Origin of the sequence: Micavibrio aeruginosavorus EPB, assembly GCF_000348745.1 — a bacterium.
Taxonomy (GTDB): domain Bacteria; phylum Pseudomonadota; class Alphaproteobacteria; order Micavibrionales; family Micavibrionaceae; genus Micavibrio; species Micavibrio aeruginosavorus_A.
This window is the reverse complement of the sequence record NC_020812.1, coordinates 1,953,627-1,972,776: the sequence shown is the minus strand read 5'-3', so window position 1 is coordinate 1,972,776 and position 19,150 is coordinate 1,953,627. Positions and strand designations below refer to the sequence as shown.

At 51.6% G+C, this 19,150-nt stretch carries 17 protein-coding genes; 12 read left to right on the top strand and 5 right to left on the bottom strand.

Features of this window, described 5'->3' with window-relative positions; translation table 11 throughout:
* Complete coding sequence (locus A11S_RS09285; protein ID WP_041802672.1) at positions 1 to 582, bottom strand: CHAP domain-containing protein; 582 nt, start codon at positions 580 to 582, stop codon at positions 1 to 3.
* 71 nt (positions 583 to 653) lie between these two features.
* Positions 654 to 1,163 carry an adenine phosphoribosyltransferase gene (locus A11S_RS09280; protein WP_015468261.1) on the bottom strand — a complete coding sequence of 170 codons (510 nt, stop codon included), beginning with the start codon at positions 1,161 to 1,163 and terminating at the stop codon, positions 654 to 656.
* Positions 1,164 to 1,417: 254 nt separating this feature from the next.
* Between A11S_RS09280 and A11S_RS09275 the strand changes: the two genes are divergently transcribed.
* A complete protein-coding gene (locus A11S_RS09275; RefSeq protein WP_015468260.1) occupies positions 1,418 to 2,629 on the top strand; it encodes a type III PLP-dependent enzyme domain-containing protein in 1,212 nt (403 codons plus the stop codon).
* Between the two features lie 175 nt (positions 2,630 to 2,804).
* Positions 2,805 to 3,449, top strand: a complete 645-nt coding sequence (locus A11S_RS09270) for an OmpW/AlkL family protein (RefSeq protein WP_015468259.1) — start codon at positions 2,805 to 2,807, stop codon at positions 3,447 to 3,449.
* A 10-nt stretch (positions 3,450 to 3,459) separates the two neighbouring features.
* On the opposite strand, the gene A11S_RS09265 is transcribed toward A11S_RS09270, so the two are convergent.
* Positions 3,460 to 4,110, bottom strand: a complete 651-nt coding sequence (locus A11S_RS09265; RefSeq protein ID WP_015468258.1) for a LysE family translocator — start codon at positions 4,108 to 4,110, stop codon at positions 3,460 to 3,462.
* Positions 4,111 to 4,284: 174 nt separating this feature from the next.
* Here A11S_RS09265 and A11S_RS09260 point away from each other — a divergent pair, with 174 nt between their 5' ends.
* From A11S_RS09260 to A11S_RS09250, 3 genes are read left to right on the top strand one after another with little or no spacing between them, the layout of a single operon-like run.
* Complete coding sequence (locus A11S_RS09260) at positions 4,285 to 5,169, top strand: DUF350 domain-containing protein (RefSeq protein WP_015468257.1); 885 nt, start codon at positions 4,285 to 4,287, stop codon at positions 5,167 to 5,169.
* Positions 5,170 to 5,191: 22 nt separating this feature from the next.
* Positions 5,192 to 6,559, top strand: coding sequence for an MBL fold metallo-hydrolase RNA specificity domain-containing protein (locus tag A11S_RS09255; RefSeq protein ID WP_015468256.1), 1,368 nt, complete (start codon positions 5,192 to 5,194; stop codon positions 6,557 to 6,559).
* The gene (locus A11S_RS09250) at positions 6,556 to 7,227 is read left to right on the top strand and encodes an ATP/GTP-binding protein (RefSeq protein WP_015468255.1); all 672 of its coding nucleotides are present in this window, start codon (positions 6,556 to 6,558) and stop codon (positions 7,225 to 7,227) included. The genes A11S_RS09255 and A11S_RS09250 overlap by 4 nt, the downstream gene beginning before the upstream one ends.
* Here A11S_RS09250 and A11S_RS09245 read toward each other — a convergent pair.
* Positions 7,224 to 7,928, bottom strand: a complete 705-nt coding sequence (locus A11S_RS09245; RefSeq protein WP_015468254.1) for a hypothetical protein — start codon at positions 7,926 to 7,928, stop codon at positions 7,224 to 7,226. The two genes, A11S_RS09250 and A11S_RS09245, sit on opposite strands and share 4 nt — an antisense overlap.
* A gap of 194 nt (positions 7,929 to 8,122) precedes the next feature.
* Here A11S_RS09245 and A11S_RS09240 point away from each other — a divergent pair, with 194 nt between their 5' ends.
* Positions 8,123 to 9,457 carry a glycoside hydrolase family 30 protein gene (locus tag A11S_RS09240; RefSeq protein ID WP_041802670.1) on the top strand — a complete coding sequence of 445 codons (1,335 nt, stop codon included), beginning with the start codon at positions 8,123 to 8,125 and terminating at the stop codon, positions 9,455 to 9,457.
* Here A11S_RS09240 and A11S_RS09235 read toward each other — a convergent pair.
* A complete protein-coding gene (locus A11S_RS09235) occupies positions 9,454 to 11,478 on the bottom strand; it encodes an ABC transporter ATP-binding protein/permease (protein ID WP_235067742.1) in 2,025 nt (674 codons plus the stop codon). The genes A11S_RS09240 and A11S_RS09235 overlap by 4 nt on opposite strands.
* Positions 11,479 to 11,665: 187 nt before the next feature.
* Here A11S_RS09235 and bglX point away from each other — a divergent pair, with 187 nt between their 5' ends.
* From bglX to A11S_RS11705, 6 genes are all read left to right on the top strand, one after another.
* The gene (bglX, locus tag A11S_RS09230; protein WP_148285130.1) at positions 11,666 to 13,987 is read left to right on the top strand and encodes a beta-glucosidase BglX; all 2,322 of its coding nucleotides are present in this window, start codon (positions 11,666 to 11,668) and stop codon (positions 13,985 to 13,987) included.
* Positions 13,988 to 14,287: 300 nt separating this feature from the next.
* Complete coding sequence (locus A11S_RS09225) at positions 14,288 to 15,013, top strand: helix-turn-helix transcriptional regulator (RefSeq protein WP_081604780.1); 726 nt, start codon at positions 14,288 to 14,290, stop codon at positions 15,011 to 15,013.
* 85 nt (positions 15,014 to 15,098) lie between these two features.
* Entirely contained in the window at positions 15,099 to 15,740 is a 642-nt protein-coding gene (locus A11S_RS09220; protein ID WP_081604779.1) for an acyl-homoserine-lactone synthase, read from the top strand.
* 10 nt (positions 15,741 to 15,750) lie between these two features.
* Positions 15,751 to 16,074 carry a hypothetical protein gene (locus A11S_RS09215; protein WP_041802666.1) on the top strand — a complete coding sequence of 108 codons (324 nt, stop codon included), beginning with the start codon at positions 15,751 to 15,753 and terminating at the stop codon, positions 16,072 to 16,074.
* Positions 16,046 to 18,097, top strand: a complete 2,052-nt coding sequence (locus tag A11S_RS09210; protein ID WP_158497196.1) for an alpha-ketoacid dehydrogenase subunit alpha/beta — start codon at positions 16,046 to 16,048, stop codon at positions 18,095 to 18,097. Before A11S_RS09215 ends, A11S_RS09210 begins: the two co-directional genes overlap by 29 nt.
* A gap of 2 nt (positions 18,098 to 18,099) precedes the next feature.
* Positions 18,100 to 19,089, top strand: coding sequence for a 2-oxo acid dehydrogenase subunit E2 (locus A11S_RS11705; RefSeq protein WP_015468245.1), 990 nt, complete (start codon positions 18,100 to 18,102; stop codon positions 19,087 to 19,089).
* Positions 19,090 to 19,150 lie beyond the last annotated feature (61 nt).

Below are 19,150 nucleotides of genomic sequence, written 5' to 3'. Positions count from 1 at the left end.
TTACTGTCCGGATGCCAGTTGGGTCGGGTTGTAAATAAACCCGTTTGCCGCATAAGGGAATCCAAAGACATCATCATGCGCGTTCCAAAACCGCACACGCGACCAGTCATTGTTCGCTGAAATATCCTGCACCCGCATAGAATGGTAAATCGCCCGCCGTGTTTCGCGGGTGTTCCCCCAATTCGTGTGGGTTACGTTAATGTTGCGGGAATCAATAACGTCTTTCACAACGGCGACATGGCCGTGGGTCATTTTCTTCGTGCGCGGTAAAACCAGAACGGCACCGGGGGCGGGGCGTTGCCCGCGCGGATAGTTTTGTGCGGCGGCCTGGTTCCACCAGCTGTGGGCATCGCCAAAAATTTCAATCCCGGACACACGGCGGGCATAGGGCACACATTGTTCCGGTTTGCGGAGCATGCTGTAGCTGGCCATCGGGACTTGTGCAGGGCTTGGTGCGGTGCTGGCCGCGGTTTGCGGTGTGGCATCCCTATAGGTCCACTTCGCCGCTGGCGGGGCGGAGCGGGTAGTAGTACAGGCCGATAACAGCGTTAAAGCAGAAAGCAGGATGATAAGCGGTCGCATAACCCCATTCTATGATGTTTGCGAAGGCAGTTCACCCCGAAAATATATTTCCATATTTTGTAGTGGGGTGTTTACGGGGCGTCGTAGGTCATCACAGACCGGGCGCGCATGCCGTTCCATTCAAAATCGTTGAGGAATTTCAAGTCAATCAGGACGGCGAAGCCTTTCACATTATATCCGGCATCCTGACACAATCCGGCGGTGGCCTTTAATGTTCCGCCGGTGGCCAGTACGTCATCAATAATGATGACATTGCCGCTGCCGGGTTTCAGGTGCAGTTTCGCCGTGCCGTATTCCAGCGCGTATTCCGCCTCGGCATAAGGCTGCGGCAATTTTCCGGCTTTACGCGGCATGATGAAATTCTTGCGGCAATGAACGGCCAGGGCCGAAGCGAAAATAAACCCACGTGAATCAACGCCGGCAAAGCCGTCAATGTCCGCCAATTCATGCGCGGGGAAAAGATCGGCGAAGGCGTGGACAACCTCCGGAAATTTCTGGGCCAGCAACGGCGAAATATCGCGGAACATGACGCCCGGTTCGGGGAAGTCGGGGATGGTGTCGATATAGGATTTAAACGGCATGGTGCGCTCCTGTCCGGTGAAGATCCGGGCCCCAGTGTAACGCGCCCGTTCGGGTGTTTAAAGTATTGCTTTTCCTTTGTAATTTTTTGCATGTCCAAGGCGGGGCGGTTTTATTGCGATGGGGGCGCGTTTCGTGGTATAAATGAAGTAACGCACGCGTCTATGGCCCTTCTCCCAAGATGTTAAGGTTATGCAGCGACGGAAAACTTGAAAATTAACCGGGCCCCGCGCCCTCTTAATTGGGTTTGACGATCATGCATCACACATTCGGGGCCACCGCCCCGTCACAGGACCATTCTACCTTCCCGCAAATCAACGATCTGGCCCGTTATATCCGGGATACGCAACCGCGCTACCCCGTGTCGGTACTGCGTCCCGATGTTCTGGTGGACAAGGCGCGCGAATTTACGACGACCTTTCCCGGTGATGTTCTGTATGCCGTCAAATGCAATCCGGATGAACGGGTTATTCAATCCTTCATCACGGGCGGTGTATGCAATTTTGACTGCGCGTCGATCAACGAAGTGAAATTGATCAATCGCCTGATGCCCACGGCCACGATTTATTTCATGCACCCGGTCAAGGCGCGGGAATCGATTTATGAAGCCTATCATCATTATAATGTGCGCCGCTTTGTTCTGGATTCTTTCGATGAATTGCAGAAAATCGTCGATGTTCTTGGCGATGTGGATGATTTAATCCTGTTCGTCCGCATGGCGGTGCCAAAGGAAAAAGTCGCGGTCGATTTTTCCGCCAAATTCGGCGCGCCACCGGTTTTGGCGATTGATTTGTTGCGTCGGGCGCGGGCCCATTGCGCGCAATTGGGCGTATCGTTTCATGTTGGCACACATTGCCTGCAAACGGGGTCCTATGGCCGCGCGGTGCAGGCCGCGTTGGATGTCATTACCGCCAGTGGCGTGCATGTGGATGCGCTGGATATTGGGGGCGGGTTCCCGGCCAATCTTTCGCCGGACAATCCGCCGCCGCCTTTTGCCGATTATGTGGCCGTGGTCCATGATACGCTGGAACGCAACAGCCAATCGCATCTGCATTTGTTGTGCGAACCGGGGCGCGGTCTGGTCTCCGCTGGCGGGGCGCTGGTCGTGCGGGTGGAATTGCGCAAGGGTGATTTGCTGTACCTGAATGACGGAACCTATGGCGGCATGTTTGAGGGCGGGCCGACGGCGGATCTGTTCTACCCGGTCGAAATGGTGCGTGCCGGGGGGCAAACGGCGTCATCCGACCTGATGCCGTTCCGCTTTGCCGGGCCGACCTGTGACTCCATCGATATGATGAAGGGGCCGTTTATGTTGCCCGCCGATATCGGTGAAGGGGATTGGATCATCATTGATCAACTTGGTGCCTATGGAGAAATCAGCCGAACCCCGTTTAACGGATTTGATCAGGTGGTACGGGTGGAGCAGGTGAAAGCCAAGCAGAAAAAACGCATCCGCAAGGTGGCATGAGTGAGACGCATTCTCAGGCAGTAAAAAAGGCCCGTTCCGTCGGGCCTTTTTTACTGCCTGAGAATGATTATCCTTCCGCTGTATGGCGTGTAATCGATCTTGATTTCGTCCGTTCTACGGATAGAATTCGGCGTCGCACAAACGTCTTTTCCTGTTTCGGATAAGGAAACACATCATGCCAATCAAAAAATCTTCTGTTCTGTTGTCGCTTCCATGCCTTGTTCTTTTAATGGTGCCGGATGCTCTGGCGCAGGAGGGGACGGACTGGCTGTCGAAAGAGCGTTTTCAGTTGCGCGGTCGCGTTGTTGGCGTGCTCCCCGATGGGGATGGTCATGTGAGCGGAACGGCATTGAAAACCGATGTTGGTGATGCCGTAACGCCAGAGGTTGATCTGACCTATTTCCTGACCAATGCTATTGGGCTGGAGATTATTGCGGCAACGGCGCAACACGAAATTTATGCCAATGCTTCGAACTTGGGTAACACATGGATTTTGCCGCCGACGGTCACCCTGCAATACCACTTTATGCGGGATCAGAAATTCAGCCCGTATATCGGGGCCGGTTTGAACTATTCCTGGTTCTATGGTGAGGATGACGGGGCGAGATTTGATGATCTCGATGTCAGCGGTGGATTTGGTTATGCCCTGCAGGCCGGTTTTGATTATTGGATCAATGATCACTGGGGCCTGAATTTTGATGCCAAATACATCGATCTTGATGTGGACGTCGATGTGAACAGTGGCGGCACGGCCCTGTCCGCGGACGATGTGGAATTGAACCCGTTTATTATCGGGGCTGGGGTTTCGTATCGTTTTTAAGCAGGTGGCTTTAATACGTTGATTGCTCTGTGGTCCATAAAAACCACAGGGCAACAAGAGCCAGCGACAAAGACAGCAGGCGGCGCGCGATGCGCTTGCGCACGGGATCGTCTAAAAAATTACGCGCCGTCCCTGCCAACGTTACAATCAATGTATGAATGCATGTTGCAATACAGACATAAAGCGTTGTCAGCAACACAGCCTGTACTTCCGTATGCGGTGATGGCGTGATGAAATTCGGTAAAATCGCGATATAAAAAACAGCCGCTTTGGGGTTGAGCAGATTAGTAATCAATCCACGCTGGAAGAAGATGACGGCCTTTTTATCACTATGGGGCCTTTTGTCGCCATGGGGCTGTTCCGGTGTTTCGCTGGATTTCCATCCATCCCAGGCCAGCCAGAAAAAATAGGCAATTCCACCCCATCGCAGCGCTTGATAGGCCAAGGCCGATTGGCTGATGAGTGTGGCCACGCCCATGGCTACGGCGCACCCCACAACCAATAATCCCAGAGCAACGCCAGCGACTGCGGCAAAGCCGTATCGGCGGCCTTCGCTGGCGCTGAGAATGGCGAGATACGCCATATTGGGCCCCGGCGTTAATTCAACAATCACGCATGTGGTGATGAATGACAGGATTGTAACGGGTGAAAGCATGTCCATGGCTTTATCTCTCCCATATCTTTGTTGCTCTGATAAGGGGAATACGTATGATTTTCATATTTCCGGCTCAGTGCGCGACATTTTTCCGTGATCAGGGGGGCGAAACCGGCGGATGATCCGTATATAGTGGTGCCCACAGATTCTACCCCAACACTGACAACGGGATGACGCGCAATGGATATGATTTACTGGGACCATTATTACAACACTATTTTGGCCCTGAACTTTCTGGTCGTGATCGGATTGTTTACGTCATTGCGCCTGTTTTCCGGGGTGATTGCGCATATTCACGCTTCTGACGAATTGTTGCGCAAGGATAACCCGGCTTTTGGCATTTCTCTGGCCTCCACAACGCTGGCGGTGACGATTGTTTTAAGTGGTCTGGTTTATGGCCGTCCCGATAATACTGTGTTCCACACGGTTGCGGCTGTCGCGGTGTTTGGTGTTCTGGGTATCGGGCTGATGGCTTTGACCCGGATTATTTTTGACCGGGTTACATTGCGCGACGTGTCGTTGCGCGATGAGATTGTTGGCGGCAATGTGGCTGTGGCGATTGCCGATGCGTCCAATATTCTGGCGGCGGCCATTATTATTCGGGCATTGATGGTGTGGACCACGCCGGATTCCGTCGAAGGGGCCATCGCTCTGTTCGGTGGGTTCGCCGTATCCCAGGTGATTTTGACGGTTGTGACATGGATCAGCATTAAAATTTTCCGTCCCGGCGCCGATGGCATCGGTTTGCAGGATTATTTGAAACAGGATAACCGGGCCTTGGCCTTGCGTTTTGCCGGTAAGAAAATCGGTACGGCGTTTGCGATTGCCATGGCCGCGCAAATCGTTGTTTACGAAGTCTACGATATCGTCCCGCTGTTGGCCGCATGGTTTGTCGTGTCCATTGTTGCGGTGGCGGTGTGGCGTGTTCTGTGCCTGATCGCGGAAAAAATCATTCTGTTCCGCGCCGACGTCCAATCCGAAGTTCTGGATCAGAAAAATATAGCGATTGGAGCCCTGCAGGCGGCTATTTACATTTCTCTCGGTATTTTGATGTCGTCATTGTAAACGGCAGAAGCGGGAGAGTGTGATGAAGCTGACTTTTCTGGGGGCGACCGAAACGGTAACCGGGTCAAAATATCTTCTGGAACATGGCGGCAAAAAGTTTTTAATTGATTGCGGCTTGTTTCAGGGGTCAAAAGAACTGCGATCCCGAAATTGGGATGGTCTTCCCGTTGCGCCCAATGCGATTGATGCGGTCATCCTGACCCACGCGCATATCGATCATAGCGGGTACATTCCAAAGCTGGTCAAGGCGGGGTTTCGTGGCCCCATTTATTGCACCGATGCGACATTTGACCTGTGTAAGATCCTGTTGCCCGATTCCGGCCATTTGCAGGAAGACGACGCAGCCGAGGCCAACCGTTACGGATGGACCAAGCACCAGCCGGCCTTGCCGCTTTACACCGAAGATGATGCGGGTGAATGCTTGCAATATTTCCGGCCATTGTCTTTTGGAACGCCCCATGGGTTGAGCGATGAGTTGAGTTTTACGTTCCATCGGGCGGGGCATATTCTGGGGGCTGCGTTCATCCGGATCACGGATGGATATACATCAGTCTTGTTCTCTGGCGATATTGGCCGCCTGCACAACCCCGTGATGAAACCGCCGGCAAAGATGCAGGATGCGGATTATCTGGTTTTGGAATCGACCTATGGCGACCGTCTGCATGACAGGGATGATCCCACGGACGAGATTGAAGCCGTTGTTCGCCGGACCGTGAATCGTGGCGGAACCGTGGTCATTCCGGCCTTTGCCGTTGGGCGGGCCCAGGCCTTGCTGTACCACCTCTATGTTCTGCGCAGCGAGAACCGTATTCCGGATGTCCCCATTTTTCTGGACAGCCCCATGGCGATTAACGCCACCGATATGCTGAAACGCCATATGAGCGACCATCGCCTGTCCGCCGAAGAATGCGATGCGTTGTGCAGTGTCGCGCGCTATACGCGCACGGTTGAAGAATCAAAGGCGATTAACGAAAATAATCGCAATAACAACATGCCGAAAATTATTATCTCGGCCAGCGGCATGGCCACCGGTGGGCGTGTGCTTCATCACCTGAAAAACTATATCGGGGATACGAAAAACACCATTTTGTTGACCGGTTTTCAGGCCGCAGGAACGCGGGGTGACCGGCTGGCGCGTGGGGAGAAAGAGCTGAAAATTCATGGCAGTATCTGGCCCGTCCGCGCGGAAATCGCCATGTTGGACAGTATGTCGGCCCATGCCGATTATTCCGAAATTTTAAGCTGGCTTGGGAATTTTCAATCCGCACCGCGGCGCGTCTTTATTACCCATGGTGAAATCAATGCCGCCAACGCCATGCGCGACAAGGTTGAAGAGACGTTCGGCTGGAATGCGGTTGTGCCGTCTTATATGCAGAGTGAGGATTTATGACACAAATACCCAACCAGCCCGCTGTGTGTGACAAGCCGTGCAGCGGTGGCGTTTTTCCGGGCAACGGGCATCCGCGCCTGATCGTGGTTACCGGTGGTCCCGGGGCGGGGAAAACGGCTGTGCTGGAAATTATTCGCAAAGATTTGTGCGAGCACGTCGTTATTTTACCGGAAGCGGCTTCGATTGTGTTTGGGGGCGGATTTTGGCGTCTGAATACGGCGGTGGGTGTGCGGGCATCGCAACGCGCCATTTTACACATCCAGCAAGAGCTGGAGTCCATTGTCGAAGGTGAGCGGAAATGGCCCGTTTGCCTGTGTGATCGCGGTGTATTGGACGGGCTGGCCTATTGGCTGGGGGATGAAGCGGATTTCTGGGCCGCGGCGCAATCCAGCCTGGCGGCGGAATATGCGCGGTATCATTGCGTGATCCATCTGCGTACCCCGACGGAAGAGCATGGGTATAACCATGACAATCCGCTGCGTGTTGAAACAGCATCGCAAGCGGCGTTGATCGATGAAAAGATTCACAAAATCTGGTCTGGCCACCCGCGTTACCACATGATCAACAGCCATCCCGATTTTCTGGTCAAGGCCGAAGAGGCCGTGCGCCATATTATCCGGGAATTGCCCCCCATTTGTGCGCGGGTTGCATCCGCAGATGCGGCTTAACGGCACACATTGACCGTGACGGTCTTGATCTTGTTGTCACGGCGATAGGTTTCGATTTTTTCCCGCGCGGCCAGTGTCGTCGGATATGTGTGCTCGGTTCGCGCACGTTCCTGGGCCAGGCCGGGGAATGTTTTTTCAATCAACGCCGTCATCAGCGCCAGTTTTTCCGGCTTCTCATTGTTCAGCAGGCGGACCGGAAATTTCGGTTCTGCGGAAATATAATAACGCACATAATCCTCGATCATTGAAGCCTGCTGTTCATTACAGAAATCTTCAAAACGGCTTTTCGGTGTCAGGTCATAGTCGTATGTCTGGCACAATTTCCACGCTTGCTTGAACAGCGACCAGTTCTGCGCCTGCCAGATATGGGTCATTTCATGGACAAACAGGCTGATGGATTCCGGTTTGGTCCTGTCGCTGTAATCGTGCGCATGGTGGCCATGGTAAAAAATGATGGAGCGCGGACTGATCGTTTTGGCTTCGGAACATGTATTGGGATCCTGATCCAGATATTTGTTCACGATATTGGTGTTGACCTGCCCGGCGAAAATCGTATGCACCAAATCCTGCTCCCCTTCGGTGAGGGGATGCGGCGGTTCCGTAAAGGCGGCACATCCGGACAAAGCGCTGGTCAAAATCGTGGCCGCCATGGCGTGGGCGGCCCGGGCGCGGAAAATGGGGGTTGGTCGGGGTGTGGTCATTGCTACAAATCCCTGTTTTTATTAATTTTTCATATTTGCGCGTACTATAGGGCGGGTCGATTGGGCCTGTCCAGAAAAAATCCCTCGGCAAGAGCCTCTGTGAGGGTTCACGTTGCCATTTCCTGTGATTTGACGTAATTTTCGGACGTTCGGAAAAGAGGCCCCGCATACGGGCCCGGAACGGGGAGCAGGATATGCTGATGGATGTTTTCACGACGACGGGGGACCGCGCCGCGCTGTTGGCGCATCGACGGCACAGGCTGTCGGCTGTCTTTCGTGACAATGCGTATCCGACGATCAGCGTCAATCCGGCTCAGACTTATCAATCTATAGACGGTTTTGGATTCTCCCTGACAGGGGGCAGTGCCCAGCTAATTGCAGGGCTGGCTCCCTCTGTGCGGCGGGATTTGTTGTGCGAACTCTTTACCCGCGACGGGCGGGGGATTGGGGCCAGTTTCCTGCGCTTGACGATTGGGGCATCCGATCTGAGTACCAAAAGTTATTCCTATAACGACCTGCCTCCCGGCCAGACGGATTTGGCCCTGTCGCGCTTTGATCTTATGGCGGGGGACGAACATGTTGTTCCCGTTTTGAAAGAAATTTTATCCATCAACCCGGATATTCGTATTATGGCCAGCCCCTGGTCCGCACCACCATGGATGAAGGATAATGGTGGTTTTATCGGGGGATCGTTAAAACCGGAATGTTATGATGTTTATGCGCGCTATCTGGTTCGTTATCTCGAAGCGATGCGGGCGCACGGCATACGCATTCATGCCATGACATTGCAAAATGAACCCCATAATCACAAAAACGACCCCAGCATGGTCATGACCGCGTCTGATCAAGCCGCGTTTATAAAAAATCATATGGGGCCCGCATTGCAAACATCCGGATTGGACACGCAGATTTTTTGCTGGGATCACAATTGCGATGAACCGGACTACCCAATCGCTGTTTTGTCGGATCCGGCGGTTAAACGTCATGTGACTGGCGTTGCCTTTCACTTGTATGGTGGTGGGCCGGAAGCTTTTTCACAGGTTCAGGCATTGCACCCAGATCAGAAAATGTATCTGACGGAGCAGTGGGTCGGTGCCAACGGTGATTTTGCCGATGATCTGGCTTGGCACGCGCGCAATGTTTTTGTTGGTGTTCTGCGTCATGGTGGCTGCGCGGTTTTGGAATGGAATTTGGCGTCTGATCCGGCGTGTAAGCCGCATACGCCGGGCGGCGAGCCGCATTGCGTTGGCGCGCTGACGATTGATGGGCAGATTGTGACACGTAATGTTGCGTATTATCTGGTCGGTCATGCGGCTAAATTGATTCCACCGGGGTCCGTGCGTATTGAAACGAATGACCATGATACGTTACGCAATGTGGCGTTCCGCACCCCCGATGGGCGCATCAGTTTGATGATTTTGAACGACAGTGATCGGATCCAACGATTTAATATTCTTCATAACGGGACGCGGGCGACCATAACCCTGAAAGCCGGAGCGCTTAGCACCTGTCGCTGGCCAGCGCCTTAATACGCGTACTGAAATGGCGGGCGTGGCGGCGTGTAGGGGCGATAAATTGTCGCCGATAACGTGGTTTTATCCAGATTTTCGCGATGAAGAACGGTACCGTCTTTGATGTCCAGATGCCGTGTGTGATAGCGCATCAGGCCGCTGCGGTGGGCGATGCTGATGACCGTGGCATCCGGCATAATTTCGCGCAGGCGTTGGTACATAAGCTCCTGTAGGTCCTCATCCAATCCCGACGTGGCTTCATCCAGAAACACCATATCGGGCTTGTGCAGGAATATACGCGCAAAGATCAGCCGTTGTTTTTCACCAATCGATAGATCCCGCCACGATGTGTTATTCCGTTCCTTGTCCTGCAGGTGCGGGACAAGATAATCCAGCTCTGCAAGGCGCAGAGCCTCCGTCACATCATCGTCATCGTATGATGCGGCGTCGCTGCTGGGGTATATCACGTTTTCTTTCAGCGTAATATTGCCCTTAATATGCGGTGTTTGTGATGCAAAAATCAGGGACAGGTCCGAAGGCAAAGTCACTGCGCCATCGCCATGTTTCCACAGCCCGACAATGGAGCGCAGTAACAAGGATTTCCCACTCCCCGATCGACCGGTCAGAAGGATGCGCTCGCCTTTGCCAATCTGAAGATGGTTGATGTTCAGAATGGGTTCATCGTGGACGGAGTTTTGCAATTTTATATCGCGCAGAATGATGGATTGATCAGGCCCTTTTTCCACCTTGATATTCGCGTTCTTGCCATGCGTGGTGTAAAAATCCTGCGGGTCCTTGGACAGTTCAATTTCATGGGCGAAATTTGTCATCAAATTAACGCGCGTCTGGATTCTGAAGATCGCCTGACTGACCTGCATGGGCCATGCCAGGCTGTCGCGCAGACGGTCAAGAAAATTGACATAGGTCAAAACATCGCCGGTCGTGGCGATTTGACCAATTTTATATCCTATCGCACCGACGCCCCACGCCACCAGTTTTGACATGTCGTTGTTGATGCCCAGCAAGGCTCCAATCTGGGCCTGCATTTTTTCAAAGCTGATCCAGCGTCCCTTGACGGCGTCAAAATCGCTTTTCAGATTTTTGCGTTCGACATTCTGGTCGTTATAGGAGGCGATTTCGCTGGAATGCGAAAACATATTGGTCAGGTTGCTGCGCATTTCGCCTTGCGCGTGCACATAATGCTCGCCCAATTGAACGCTGGGCTTCCCGGTTTTTCGCAGCATCACCGTGCCAATCGCCGCGCACACCAAGGCTGTTGCCGCGCTGGTCCAGAAGAACGGTGATGGTGCCGCAATGGCCATTCCCGCTGCTTTTGTCGCGATGGGGCCTGTGATTTGGTACAGGGTGTATGTTGCGGCCACAAGGTTCAAAAAAGCCCGCAGCCCGCCGGTGTAAAGTTCGACAATCTGGCTGGCCAGAACGTCGGGATCCTCGGACAGGCGCTGATCCATATTGGGAACGGTTTTTGAGTTGTTGATGTGAAAGAACGATTTCCCTTTCAGGACGGCATTGCCGAATTGTTCAGTCAGGTATCCGCGCCAACCAATAATCAAGTGGCGTTCAAGGTAGTAGCGATAGTTCCAGACCCCGGCAAACCCAATGCCAAGCCCAACAAATTTTAAAACTTCTTTGCCCAGGGCCATGGCGTCAAAGTCGGGTGATGCCAAGGCGTTCAGGAACGCTCCCGGCCATTTCAACATTTCCATACCCAGATAAATATCGGCAAAGGTCAGGGCCGTCATCGCAGCCAGAAGGCCAAAAGCTTTATATTTCTGGTTCGATTTCCAATAGGACGAGATGAGGCCCCGGGCCGTTTTCATCTGTGCAATATCGTCGGTGTGGGATGTGCTGGCCATCAAACGGGCGCGGATTTTCGCGCCCAGCCCGTTACCGGATACTGGGTCGGGTGTGCTCACTTTCGTGAACAAACGGCGCAACCATGGTCGCGCCTTGTCGTCTGGCCCCTGATCTTCGATTTTCTTGTACCTTTTTATTGAATAGGAGGGTTCTAAGGGCATTCCCCGGCCCTGACAAGATAATTGGCGGCGGGCTCCCGGGAAATAATTGTGCAGCGCAAAAATGGTTGCTGCGTATAGGTTGCGGTGCAGCGGAAAAGACCCGTTTTTTATATTGGACAAGCCGATTTTTCCCCATTATCGCTATGCCCCTATCATTGAAAAACCGAAAACCAGCAGGGTGTTGAAAATGTCTTCCACGAACGACATGAATGCATTTGTGACCGATCTGATGAGCCGCATGACGCTCGAGGAGAAAATCGGACAGATGAACCTGACGCAGCCTTCGCATGGTGATGGCGAAGATGAAATTGTGACGGGCGAAGCCAAGAATAACGGGACAGAAGAAAAAATTCGCCAAGGTCTTGTCGGGAGCATCCTGAACGCCCGTCGTCCGCATGTTGTGCGCCGTTACCAACAGATTGCGATGGAAGAATCGCGTTTGAAAATTCCCCTGATTTTCGCGCTCGACGTTATTCATGGCCATGTTACGGCGTTTCCGACGCCGTTGGCCCTGTCATCCAGCTGGAATATGGATCTGATTCAGGAAACGGCCCGATTGGCAGCGCGTGAAGCTGTGGCCGATGGGATTAAACAGGTTTATTCCCCGATGGTGGACATCGCCCGTGATCCGCGGTGGGGGCGTATCGCTGAAGGCTCGGGTGAAGACCCGTATCTGGGATCGCGCATTGCCGAGGCGATGGTGCGCGGGTATCAGGGCGATGATCTGTCTGCGCCGGATTCCGTTATGGCCTGCCTGAAACACTTTGCTGCCTATGGTGCCGCCGAAGCTGGCCGCGATTATAACACGGTTGATATGAGCCGCCTGAAGCTACAGGAAGTTATTCTGCCGCCGTTTAAGGCTGGTGTGAAAGCCGGGGCGGGCAGCATTATGAATGCCTTTAATGATCTAAACGGTGTGCCCGCATCAGCGGATAAATGGCTGATGACAGATGTCGCGCGCGAAGATTGGGGCTTTGACGGTTTCTTTGTGTCCGATTTTACCGGCATCAATGAAATGATCAAACATGGTGTGGGCGACTTGAAGGCCGTGTCCGCATTGGCGGTAAAGGCCGGATTGGACATGGACATGGTCGGTGAAGGGTATCTGACCACCCTGAAGCAATCGATTGAAGATGGCAGCGTGTCGATGGACGATGTCGACCGTGCTTGCCGTAAAATTCTCGAAGCGAAATACAAGCTGGGCCTGTTCGACAATCCGTATTACGGTATGGACCCGGCCAATCCGGAAAAAATCCATCTGGCACCGGAAACCCGCGCCGTTGCGCGCGAGGCGGTGGTGCAATCCTGTGTCTTGCTGAAAAATGATAATGCCGCTCTGCCATTAAAACGTGCGGGTACGATCGCGTTAATTGGCCCTCTGGCGAATGACAAGCGTAATATTCCCGGTATGTGGGCGGGCAATACCAATATTGATGCGTGCGTGTCGATTATGGATGGCTTGGTGCGATCATCTGGTGGCAAGGCGAATATCCTGTATGCCAAGGGTGCAAACATCACGGATGATCTGGATGAAGTCGAGCGCCTGAACATCTTTGAGAAAAAAGATGCCCCCGTTAAGAATGCCATGATCGATCCGCGCTCACCCGCAGACATGCTGGCCGAGGCCGTTGCTGTCGCATCGCAGGCTGATGTGATCGTGGCTGTGGTTGGAGAATCCAAAGAGCATACGGGCGAAGCATCCAGCCGGACCAGCCTTGATCTGCCACAAAGCCAGCGCACTTTGATCGACGCGCTGCATAAAACTGCGCAAGCAACAGGCAAGCCGTTGGTCCTTGTTATCATGGGTAGTCGCCCACTGACTTTGGGGTGGGAACGGGATCATTCCGATGCGATGCTGATGGCGTGGCACGGGGGAACGGAAATGGGGAATGGGGTTGCAGATCTTCTGTTCGGTGACCGAAATCCGTCGGGCAAGTTGACGGTCACATTCCCGCGCAATGTGGGGCAAATCCCAATTTACTATGCGCATAAAACGACGGGCCGCCCGCTGACAGCGGATGGAAATGATGCCGGTGAATGGAAAAAATTCCGCTCGGCCTATCTGGATAGCCGCAACGATCCCGAATTCCCGTTCGGTTTTGGTCTCAGCTACACGCATTTTGATTACAGCCCAGTTAAGGTGAGCAAGGACACGCTGACAGGGAATCAAAAGTTGAAGGCGTCTGTTACACTGACCAATACAGGGACGCATGCCGGCGAAGAAACGGTCCAGCTTTACATTACCGATCCGGTTTGCACGCGCACCCGCCCGGTAAAGGAATTGAAAGGCTTCCAGAAAATTTCGCTTCAGCCAGGTGAAAAGAAGGACGTGACGTTTGAAATCACAACCGAGGACTTGAAATTCTTCATCACCGAAAACAAATTCGGCTGGGAGCTGGGTGATTTTATCATCCATATCGGCACCAACGCCCAGGACACCCAAACCGCAACGGTACGCTGGGAAAAGGCCGTCGTAAAAAAACAGCCCAAGCCAGAACCGAAAATTTAAAAAGTTTTTGTTGAAACCAGCGTTTTAAAAGCCCGCCTTGTTGCGGGCTTTTGGACTTTTATTGTAAAGTCCTGCTCAGTCGTATTTATTGATCTCTGTCATTTCGCTATAGGGTGCGGGTGATTTGAGAATGTTATTTTATTAAAGTATTGTTATTGCTCATTTTTCTTGTGACGGGGGTTTTTCAGAGGGGTGCCTGGGCATCTGGGTAATTATAGAAAATCATGTATACTTTCAGCTAGGATGTATTTTTTTCAATAAAACGTTCACTGTTGGCTCAGTTGCGTGAGTGAATGAATAATGGATTTAACAGATTTTATTTTACGGTCAAATCGCTCTGAAACAGTTGAGGATCTGACACGGGATTTTTTAAAGCTAATTAACTCGTTTGGCATGGAACGCTTCATTATGGGCGAGCTGTCCCATGATTCGACCGACCAAAAAGAGAGGCATCTGGGGATTCTGGTGAATTACCCAGAGGAGTGGCTTGAGCATTACGTCGCTAATCATTACGTCGATTATGATCCCGTTTACCAAGCGGCTTTGACGGCGCGCAGGCCATACACATGGGCGGAGGTCGAGCAGAAAAGAGACATTACCGATCAGGCGCTCCAGGTTATGCGGGAGGCCAAAGAATGCAAATTGTATAGCGGTATCGGCCTTTCAATACATCAGCCTATGGGCGGCATTATTGGCATGGGTTTTGCGGGTTCGGAAAAAGACGCGCGTTGCGATAAGGATGCGGTCAGTATCATACATGCCGCCGCCAATCAGTTTTTTACCGTTTTCTCTGAATTGCAGGGATACGGCGCAGAAGATGACAATATTCACCTGACGCGCAGGGAGAGGGAGGTTTTGCTCTGGCTTGCACGGGGCAAATCCAAATCAGAGATTGGTGACTTGTTGCAGGTTTCTGAATCGGCCATCAAGCGGCATTGTGAAATGATTTTTCAAAAACTGGATGCGAATTCAGTGACGTTCGCTGTGACCAAAGCGTTGCGGATGGGCCTTGTTAAGCCCTTTTAATATTACGTAAACGGTATCTGGCCGATCAGCCAAGTGAGGCCTCTTTCGTATTCAGGCACTAATCCCTCGTAGGGGGATAAGGCCGATGATCATTACTGTATCAATTGAAAACGCGCATCTATACGGGGATATTTTACCCTCAATCTATCGACTGCGATATCGCGGATTTAAACAGCGACAGAATTATGATGTGCCTGAATATAAGGGCATGGAATATGATGCCTATGACACCCCGGCGACAACGTACCTTGCCTGGCGTGATGACAATCAAATTGTGCGCGGTTGCGCCAGACTTTTTCCAACATCCCGGCCATATATGATCGAAGATCTTTGGCCCGATCTTATTCAATCCATCGACAAGCCAAAATGCGATAATGTGTGGGAAGCATCGCGCCTCTGCATTGATAAAGATTTGCCGCTTGCGCTTCGGCGAAAGATACATGGTGAAATTCTGTGTGCCTTGCAAGAGTTTGGTGCTCTTAATGGAATTGAATGGATGCTGGGGGTTATGACCCCGCTGATATGGCGCGCGGTTTTCATCAATTCCGGGTGGCCTATTGATTTTCTAGGGTCAAAAAATCTTGGTGGGCGGGAACAAATATCCGCCGGGCGTATGAATATATCAGAATCTATATTGTCCAATTTGCGTAAGACTTTTGATGTTCAGGGAAGCGTTCTTGCGCATTCCCATGCTTACGATGTCTCTGGACAAAGTATTGCGGCATAAAGAGGGTGAAATGTCAGATAATAAAAATATTGCGAATGATTTGAATAATATTTTTCTATGTGCGGAATGGTTGGTTGGCCAACTGCGGATTATTGATCAGGAGCTGGTCGCAAGAATATTCCAAAAAGCCATCGATGATTCCTATTCATGGATAAGGTCAGAGGGTGGCGTTGATCTTTCCAGCTTGGGTCGAGATTTTATAAAAGAACAGGAGGTTGAGGCCATACATCGCATTTTAAGGCGTTACGCCGCGATTGATAATTCGCGAGTCCGTGGGCTTATGCTGGGTGAAATGGAACAAATTTTTGAATCTGGGCGTCGCCATGAAAACTAATGCGTATTCTAGTAATCCTGACTTGTCACGTGATGTTGGCCTTGATTTAAATGAACAGAGGCTGTCTTTGGTAAAGCATATGATGCTGTCCAGAGAATCTGATTTAAGGGAAAATATTCTATTTCGTCAGGGGCGGGGACAATTTCATGTCTCAAGCTCCGGGCATGAGGGGCTCGTGGGCCTTTCAACGTCGATTATGCCTGGTGACTACGTATACGCCCATTACCGCGATCGGGCCTTGATGTTGTCTTTGGGGATGTCGCTTTATGACATCGCGCTCGGATATTTCGCCAAGGCGGAATCGAGCAGTGGCGGTCGGCAGCTTGTGAACCACTTTAGCTGTAAAAAATTAAATATCATATCTGCCGCAACGCCAACGGCATTGCAGTGCTTGCCGGCTGCGGGTACGGCATGGGGACTGAAAAAAGAAGGCAAAGATAATGTCGTTTTTTGCTTTATTGGCGATGCGAGTGCGCGACAGGGTGAGTTTTTTGAGGCTTTGGCCTTTGCGATACAGGAATCTCTGCCTGTTGTCTTTGTTGTAGAGGATAATGGGTATGGAATTAGCACTCCTACGGGTGAAATGACGCCATTATCCTTGGGAATGCTGCCACAAGATTATCTTCACGAGATCGACGCAAGAAAGCCTTTTCAATTTGAATTACGCGCACGATCTGTTGTTGAAGATGTGCGTTCTGATAGAAAACCCGCTGTCATTTGGGCTCAATTAGACCGATTGTCCCCGCACACGGGCTCTGATGATCACGAAAAATACAGAAGTTCTGAAGAGCTTATTCGTATGCAGATGCGTGACCCGCTGGATCAGGCTCAGTCTGATTTATTCAAATTGGATAGCTCTTATAATCAAGAATTTTTTGATGAAATGGCGAAATGGGCCAAAGAGTGCGTGCGTGAAACGTATATCCGTGCTGAAAATGCCGCCGATCCCGATCTGGACGTTGCGGATTCCAACGTCCTTTGCGCGCAGAATGAAAATCTGGATCGTTCATTTTTTAAGCGCAATGTATTCAGTAATGACCATCAAACGTGGGATATGGCTGGAGCCTGGGTATCAACCCTCGATGCCATTCTTCATGAGAACAAAAAAGTTATTTTGTTTGGCGAAGATATTGAAGACCCCAAAGGCGGTGTTTTTGGTCTGACAAAAGGGTTGTCAACGAAGCATCCGGGGCGGGTGGTGAATTCGCCTCTTGCCGAAGCGACAATTGCTGGATTGGCGTCTGGTTTATCCGTAGCGGGGTTTTTTCCTATATTTGAGTTACAGTTTGTTGATTTTGTTGGGCCAGCGCTCAACCAAATCGCCAATCAAATATCGACCTTGCGATGGCGGAGCAACGGTGACTATAGCTGTCCGTTGGTCATCTATGCCCCGTGCGGCTCATTCATATCGAATGGCGGGCCGTGGCACAGCCAAAGCAACGAGGCCTTGTTCGCGCATTGTCCGGGTTTGAATGTCATTGTGCCGAGCCGTCCGGAGGACGCATCAAATGCCCTGTACGCGGCGCTTCATTCTGGGAATCCTACAATTATCCTCCTGCCGAAGCGACAGTTTCATGTTCAATACGACATGGCGGAGGCGCATTCTGGTCAACGAAACGGGGCACATATTCGTATTCGAGGAGAGCATGTCACGATTGTCGCGTGGGGAAATTGCGTTTCCATTGCTGAGGATGCGGCTCGCTCTTATGCCGCTTCCGGCGTTTATTGCGAAGTTATTGATTTATATTCAATCGTTCCCTGTGATTGGGAAACTGTTTTCGCGTCAGTCAAAAAAACCGGCCGTCTTGTCGTCGTTCAGGAAGACGTAAAGACTTGCGGTTTTGGCCAGGCGATTATTAGCGAGGTCTGTAGTCGTCAGGATGTGTGGGGCAATATGTACGCGTCTCCGCAACTTGTATCAAGGGGGGATGTCCATATAGGTTTCCACCCTAATTTGGAACGCCAGGTTCTCCCTGATGTAAATAAAGTAAAATCCGCAATCGCTTCGACGCTGGGGCAATAATCATGAGTAATCTTTTTGAAATGCGTGTTCCTCAATTGGGCGAAAGTACGCGGAGCGTCAAGGTGCTAAAACTTCTCAAAAGCGAAGGGGATCGGGTCAGCGCGGATGAGAGTCTTCTGGAAGTCGAAACGAACAAAGCTGTAATGGAAATTCCTGCGCCGATCTCTGGTGTGGTTAATCAGATTTTGGTCGATGCAGGAGCGACAATTGATGTCGGTGAAATTATTGTTAGGATTGATGGGCAAAACCCTGTTCATGTCCTTGGCGATAATTTTGGTCAAAAACGGAAAGGTGAGCAACGCGTCCCGCGCGTATCAAACGACCCAGCTTGGAGACAGGAAAACCTTCCGCCATTGCAAGTGTCACTTATCAAAAATATGGTGCATTCAAAGCGTGATATTGTCCAGGTTTCAATCGAAAGCCAGGTTAATTGGTCTTACATCGATGATCTCAAGAAGGCGTATAGAAAATCCAGCGCTGATAAAATATCAAGCCTTGGGCTTTTCACCTGGGCTTGTGGTGAGGCCATGCGCTCATTTGATAAATTCAGGGCCCGGCTGATTGATGATGCGCGAATTGAGATAAACGAATCAGCCCATATTGGAATCGCAAAGTCCTGCGGTGATGATGTTCTTCTGACGCCTGTCATTACGCTCTCGGGTGGACCAAATCACTTTGAGGTGCAGTCTAAACTGAAAGCTCTTCTGTCAGACGCTAACGCCAGCTCGGCCTATCATTCTGTGTCAATCAGCGATATGTCAGCGTTTGACACCATTCGGGGGACACCAATTGTTGTTTCGCCCTCTGTGGCCACCTTATTCATTGGGACGCCCTATTGGGGGTTTGATCGTGATGGTTCCAAGGTGCGCATCAGCAATCTGATTCTGTCCTTTGACCACAGGGTTATAAATGGCGTGTATGCGGCTAATTTTCTTTCAAGAATTAAACGCAATATTGCCAGCCTTCGCCGACGAGAGTGCGGGGCTGCCTGAGGAGGGCGCTGTATCAAATAGGGCCCCTTTCTCTTAACGGCTTGATTTCATGGCCGTTTTC

Coding starts and splice junctions, on each gene's coding strand:
- A11S_RS09225 (WP_081604780.1), top strand. CDS start 14,288: ATGGATTTAACAGATTTTATTTTACGGTCAAATCGCTCTGAAACAGTT.
- A11S_RS09215 (WP_041802666.1), top strand. CDS start 15,751: ATGTCAGATAATAAAAATATTGCGAATGATTTGAATAATATTTTTCTA.
- A11S_RS09220 (WP_081604779.1), top strand. CDS start 15,099: ATGATCATTACTGTATCAATTGAAAACGCGCATCTATACGGGGATATT.
- A11S_RS09280 (WP_015468261.1), bottom strand. CDS start 1,163: ATGCCGTTTAAATCCTATATCGACACCATCCCCGACTTCCCCGAACCG.
- A11S_RS09250 (WP_015468255.1), top strand. CDS start 6,556: ATGACACAAATACCCAACCAGCCCGCTGTGTGTGACAAGCCGTGCAGC.
- A11S_RS09275 (WP_015468260.1), top strand. CDS start 1,418: ATGCATCACACATTCGGGGCCACCGCCCCGTCACAGGACCATTCTACC.
- A11S_RS09240 (WP_041802670.1), top strand. CDS start 8,123: ATGCTGATGGATGTTTTCACGACGACGGGGGACCGCGCCGCGCTGTTG.
- A11S_RS09255 (WP_015468256.1), top strand. CDS start 5,192: ATGAAGCTGACTTTTCTGGGGGCGACCGAAACGGTAACCGGGTCAAAA.
- bglX (WP_148285130.1), top strand. CDS start 11,666: ATGTCTTCCACGAACGACATGAATGCATTTGTGACCGATCTGATGAGC.
- A11S_RS09235 (WP_235067742.1), bottom strand. CDS start 11,478: ATGCCCTTAGAACCCTCCTATTCAATAAAAAGGTACAAGAAAATCGAA.
- A11S_RS09270 (WP_015468259.1), top strand. CDS start 2,805: ATGCCAATCAAAAAATCTTCTGTTCTGTTGTCGCTTCCATGCCTTGTT.
- A11S_RS09265 (WP_015468258.1), bottom strand. CDS start 4,110: ATGGACATGCTTTCACCCGTTACAATCCTGTCATTCATCACCACATGC.
- A11S_RS09260 (WP_015468257.1), top strand. CDS start 4,285: ATGGATATGATTTACTGGGACCATTATTACAACACTATTTTGGCCCTG.
- A11S_RS09245 (WP_015468254.1), bottom strand. CDS start 7,928: ATGACCACACCCCGACCAACCCCCATTTTCCGCGCCCGGGCCGCCCAC.
- A11S_RS11705 (WP_015468245.1), top strand. CDS start 18,100: ATGAGTAATCTTTTTGAAATGCGTGTTCCTCAATTGGGCGAAAGTACG.
- A11S_RS09285 (WP_041802672.1), bottom strand. CDS start 582: ATGCGACCGCTTATCATCCTGCTTTCTGCTTTAACGCTGTTATCGGCC.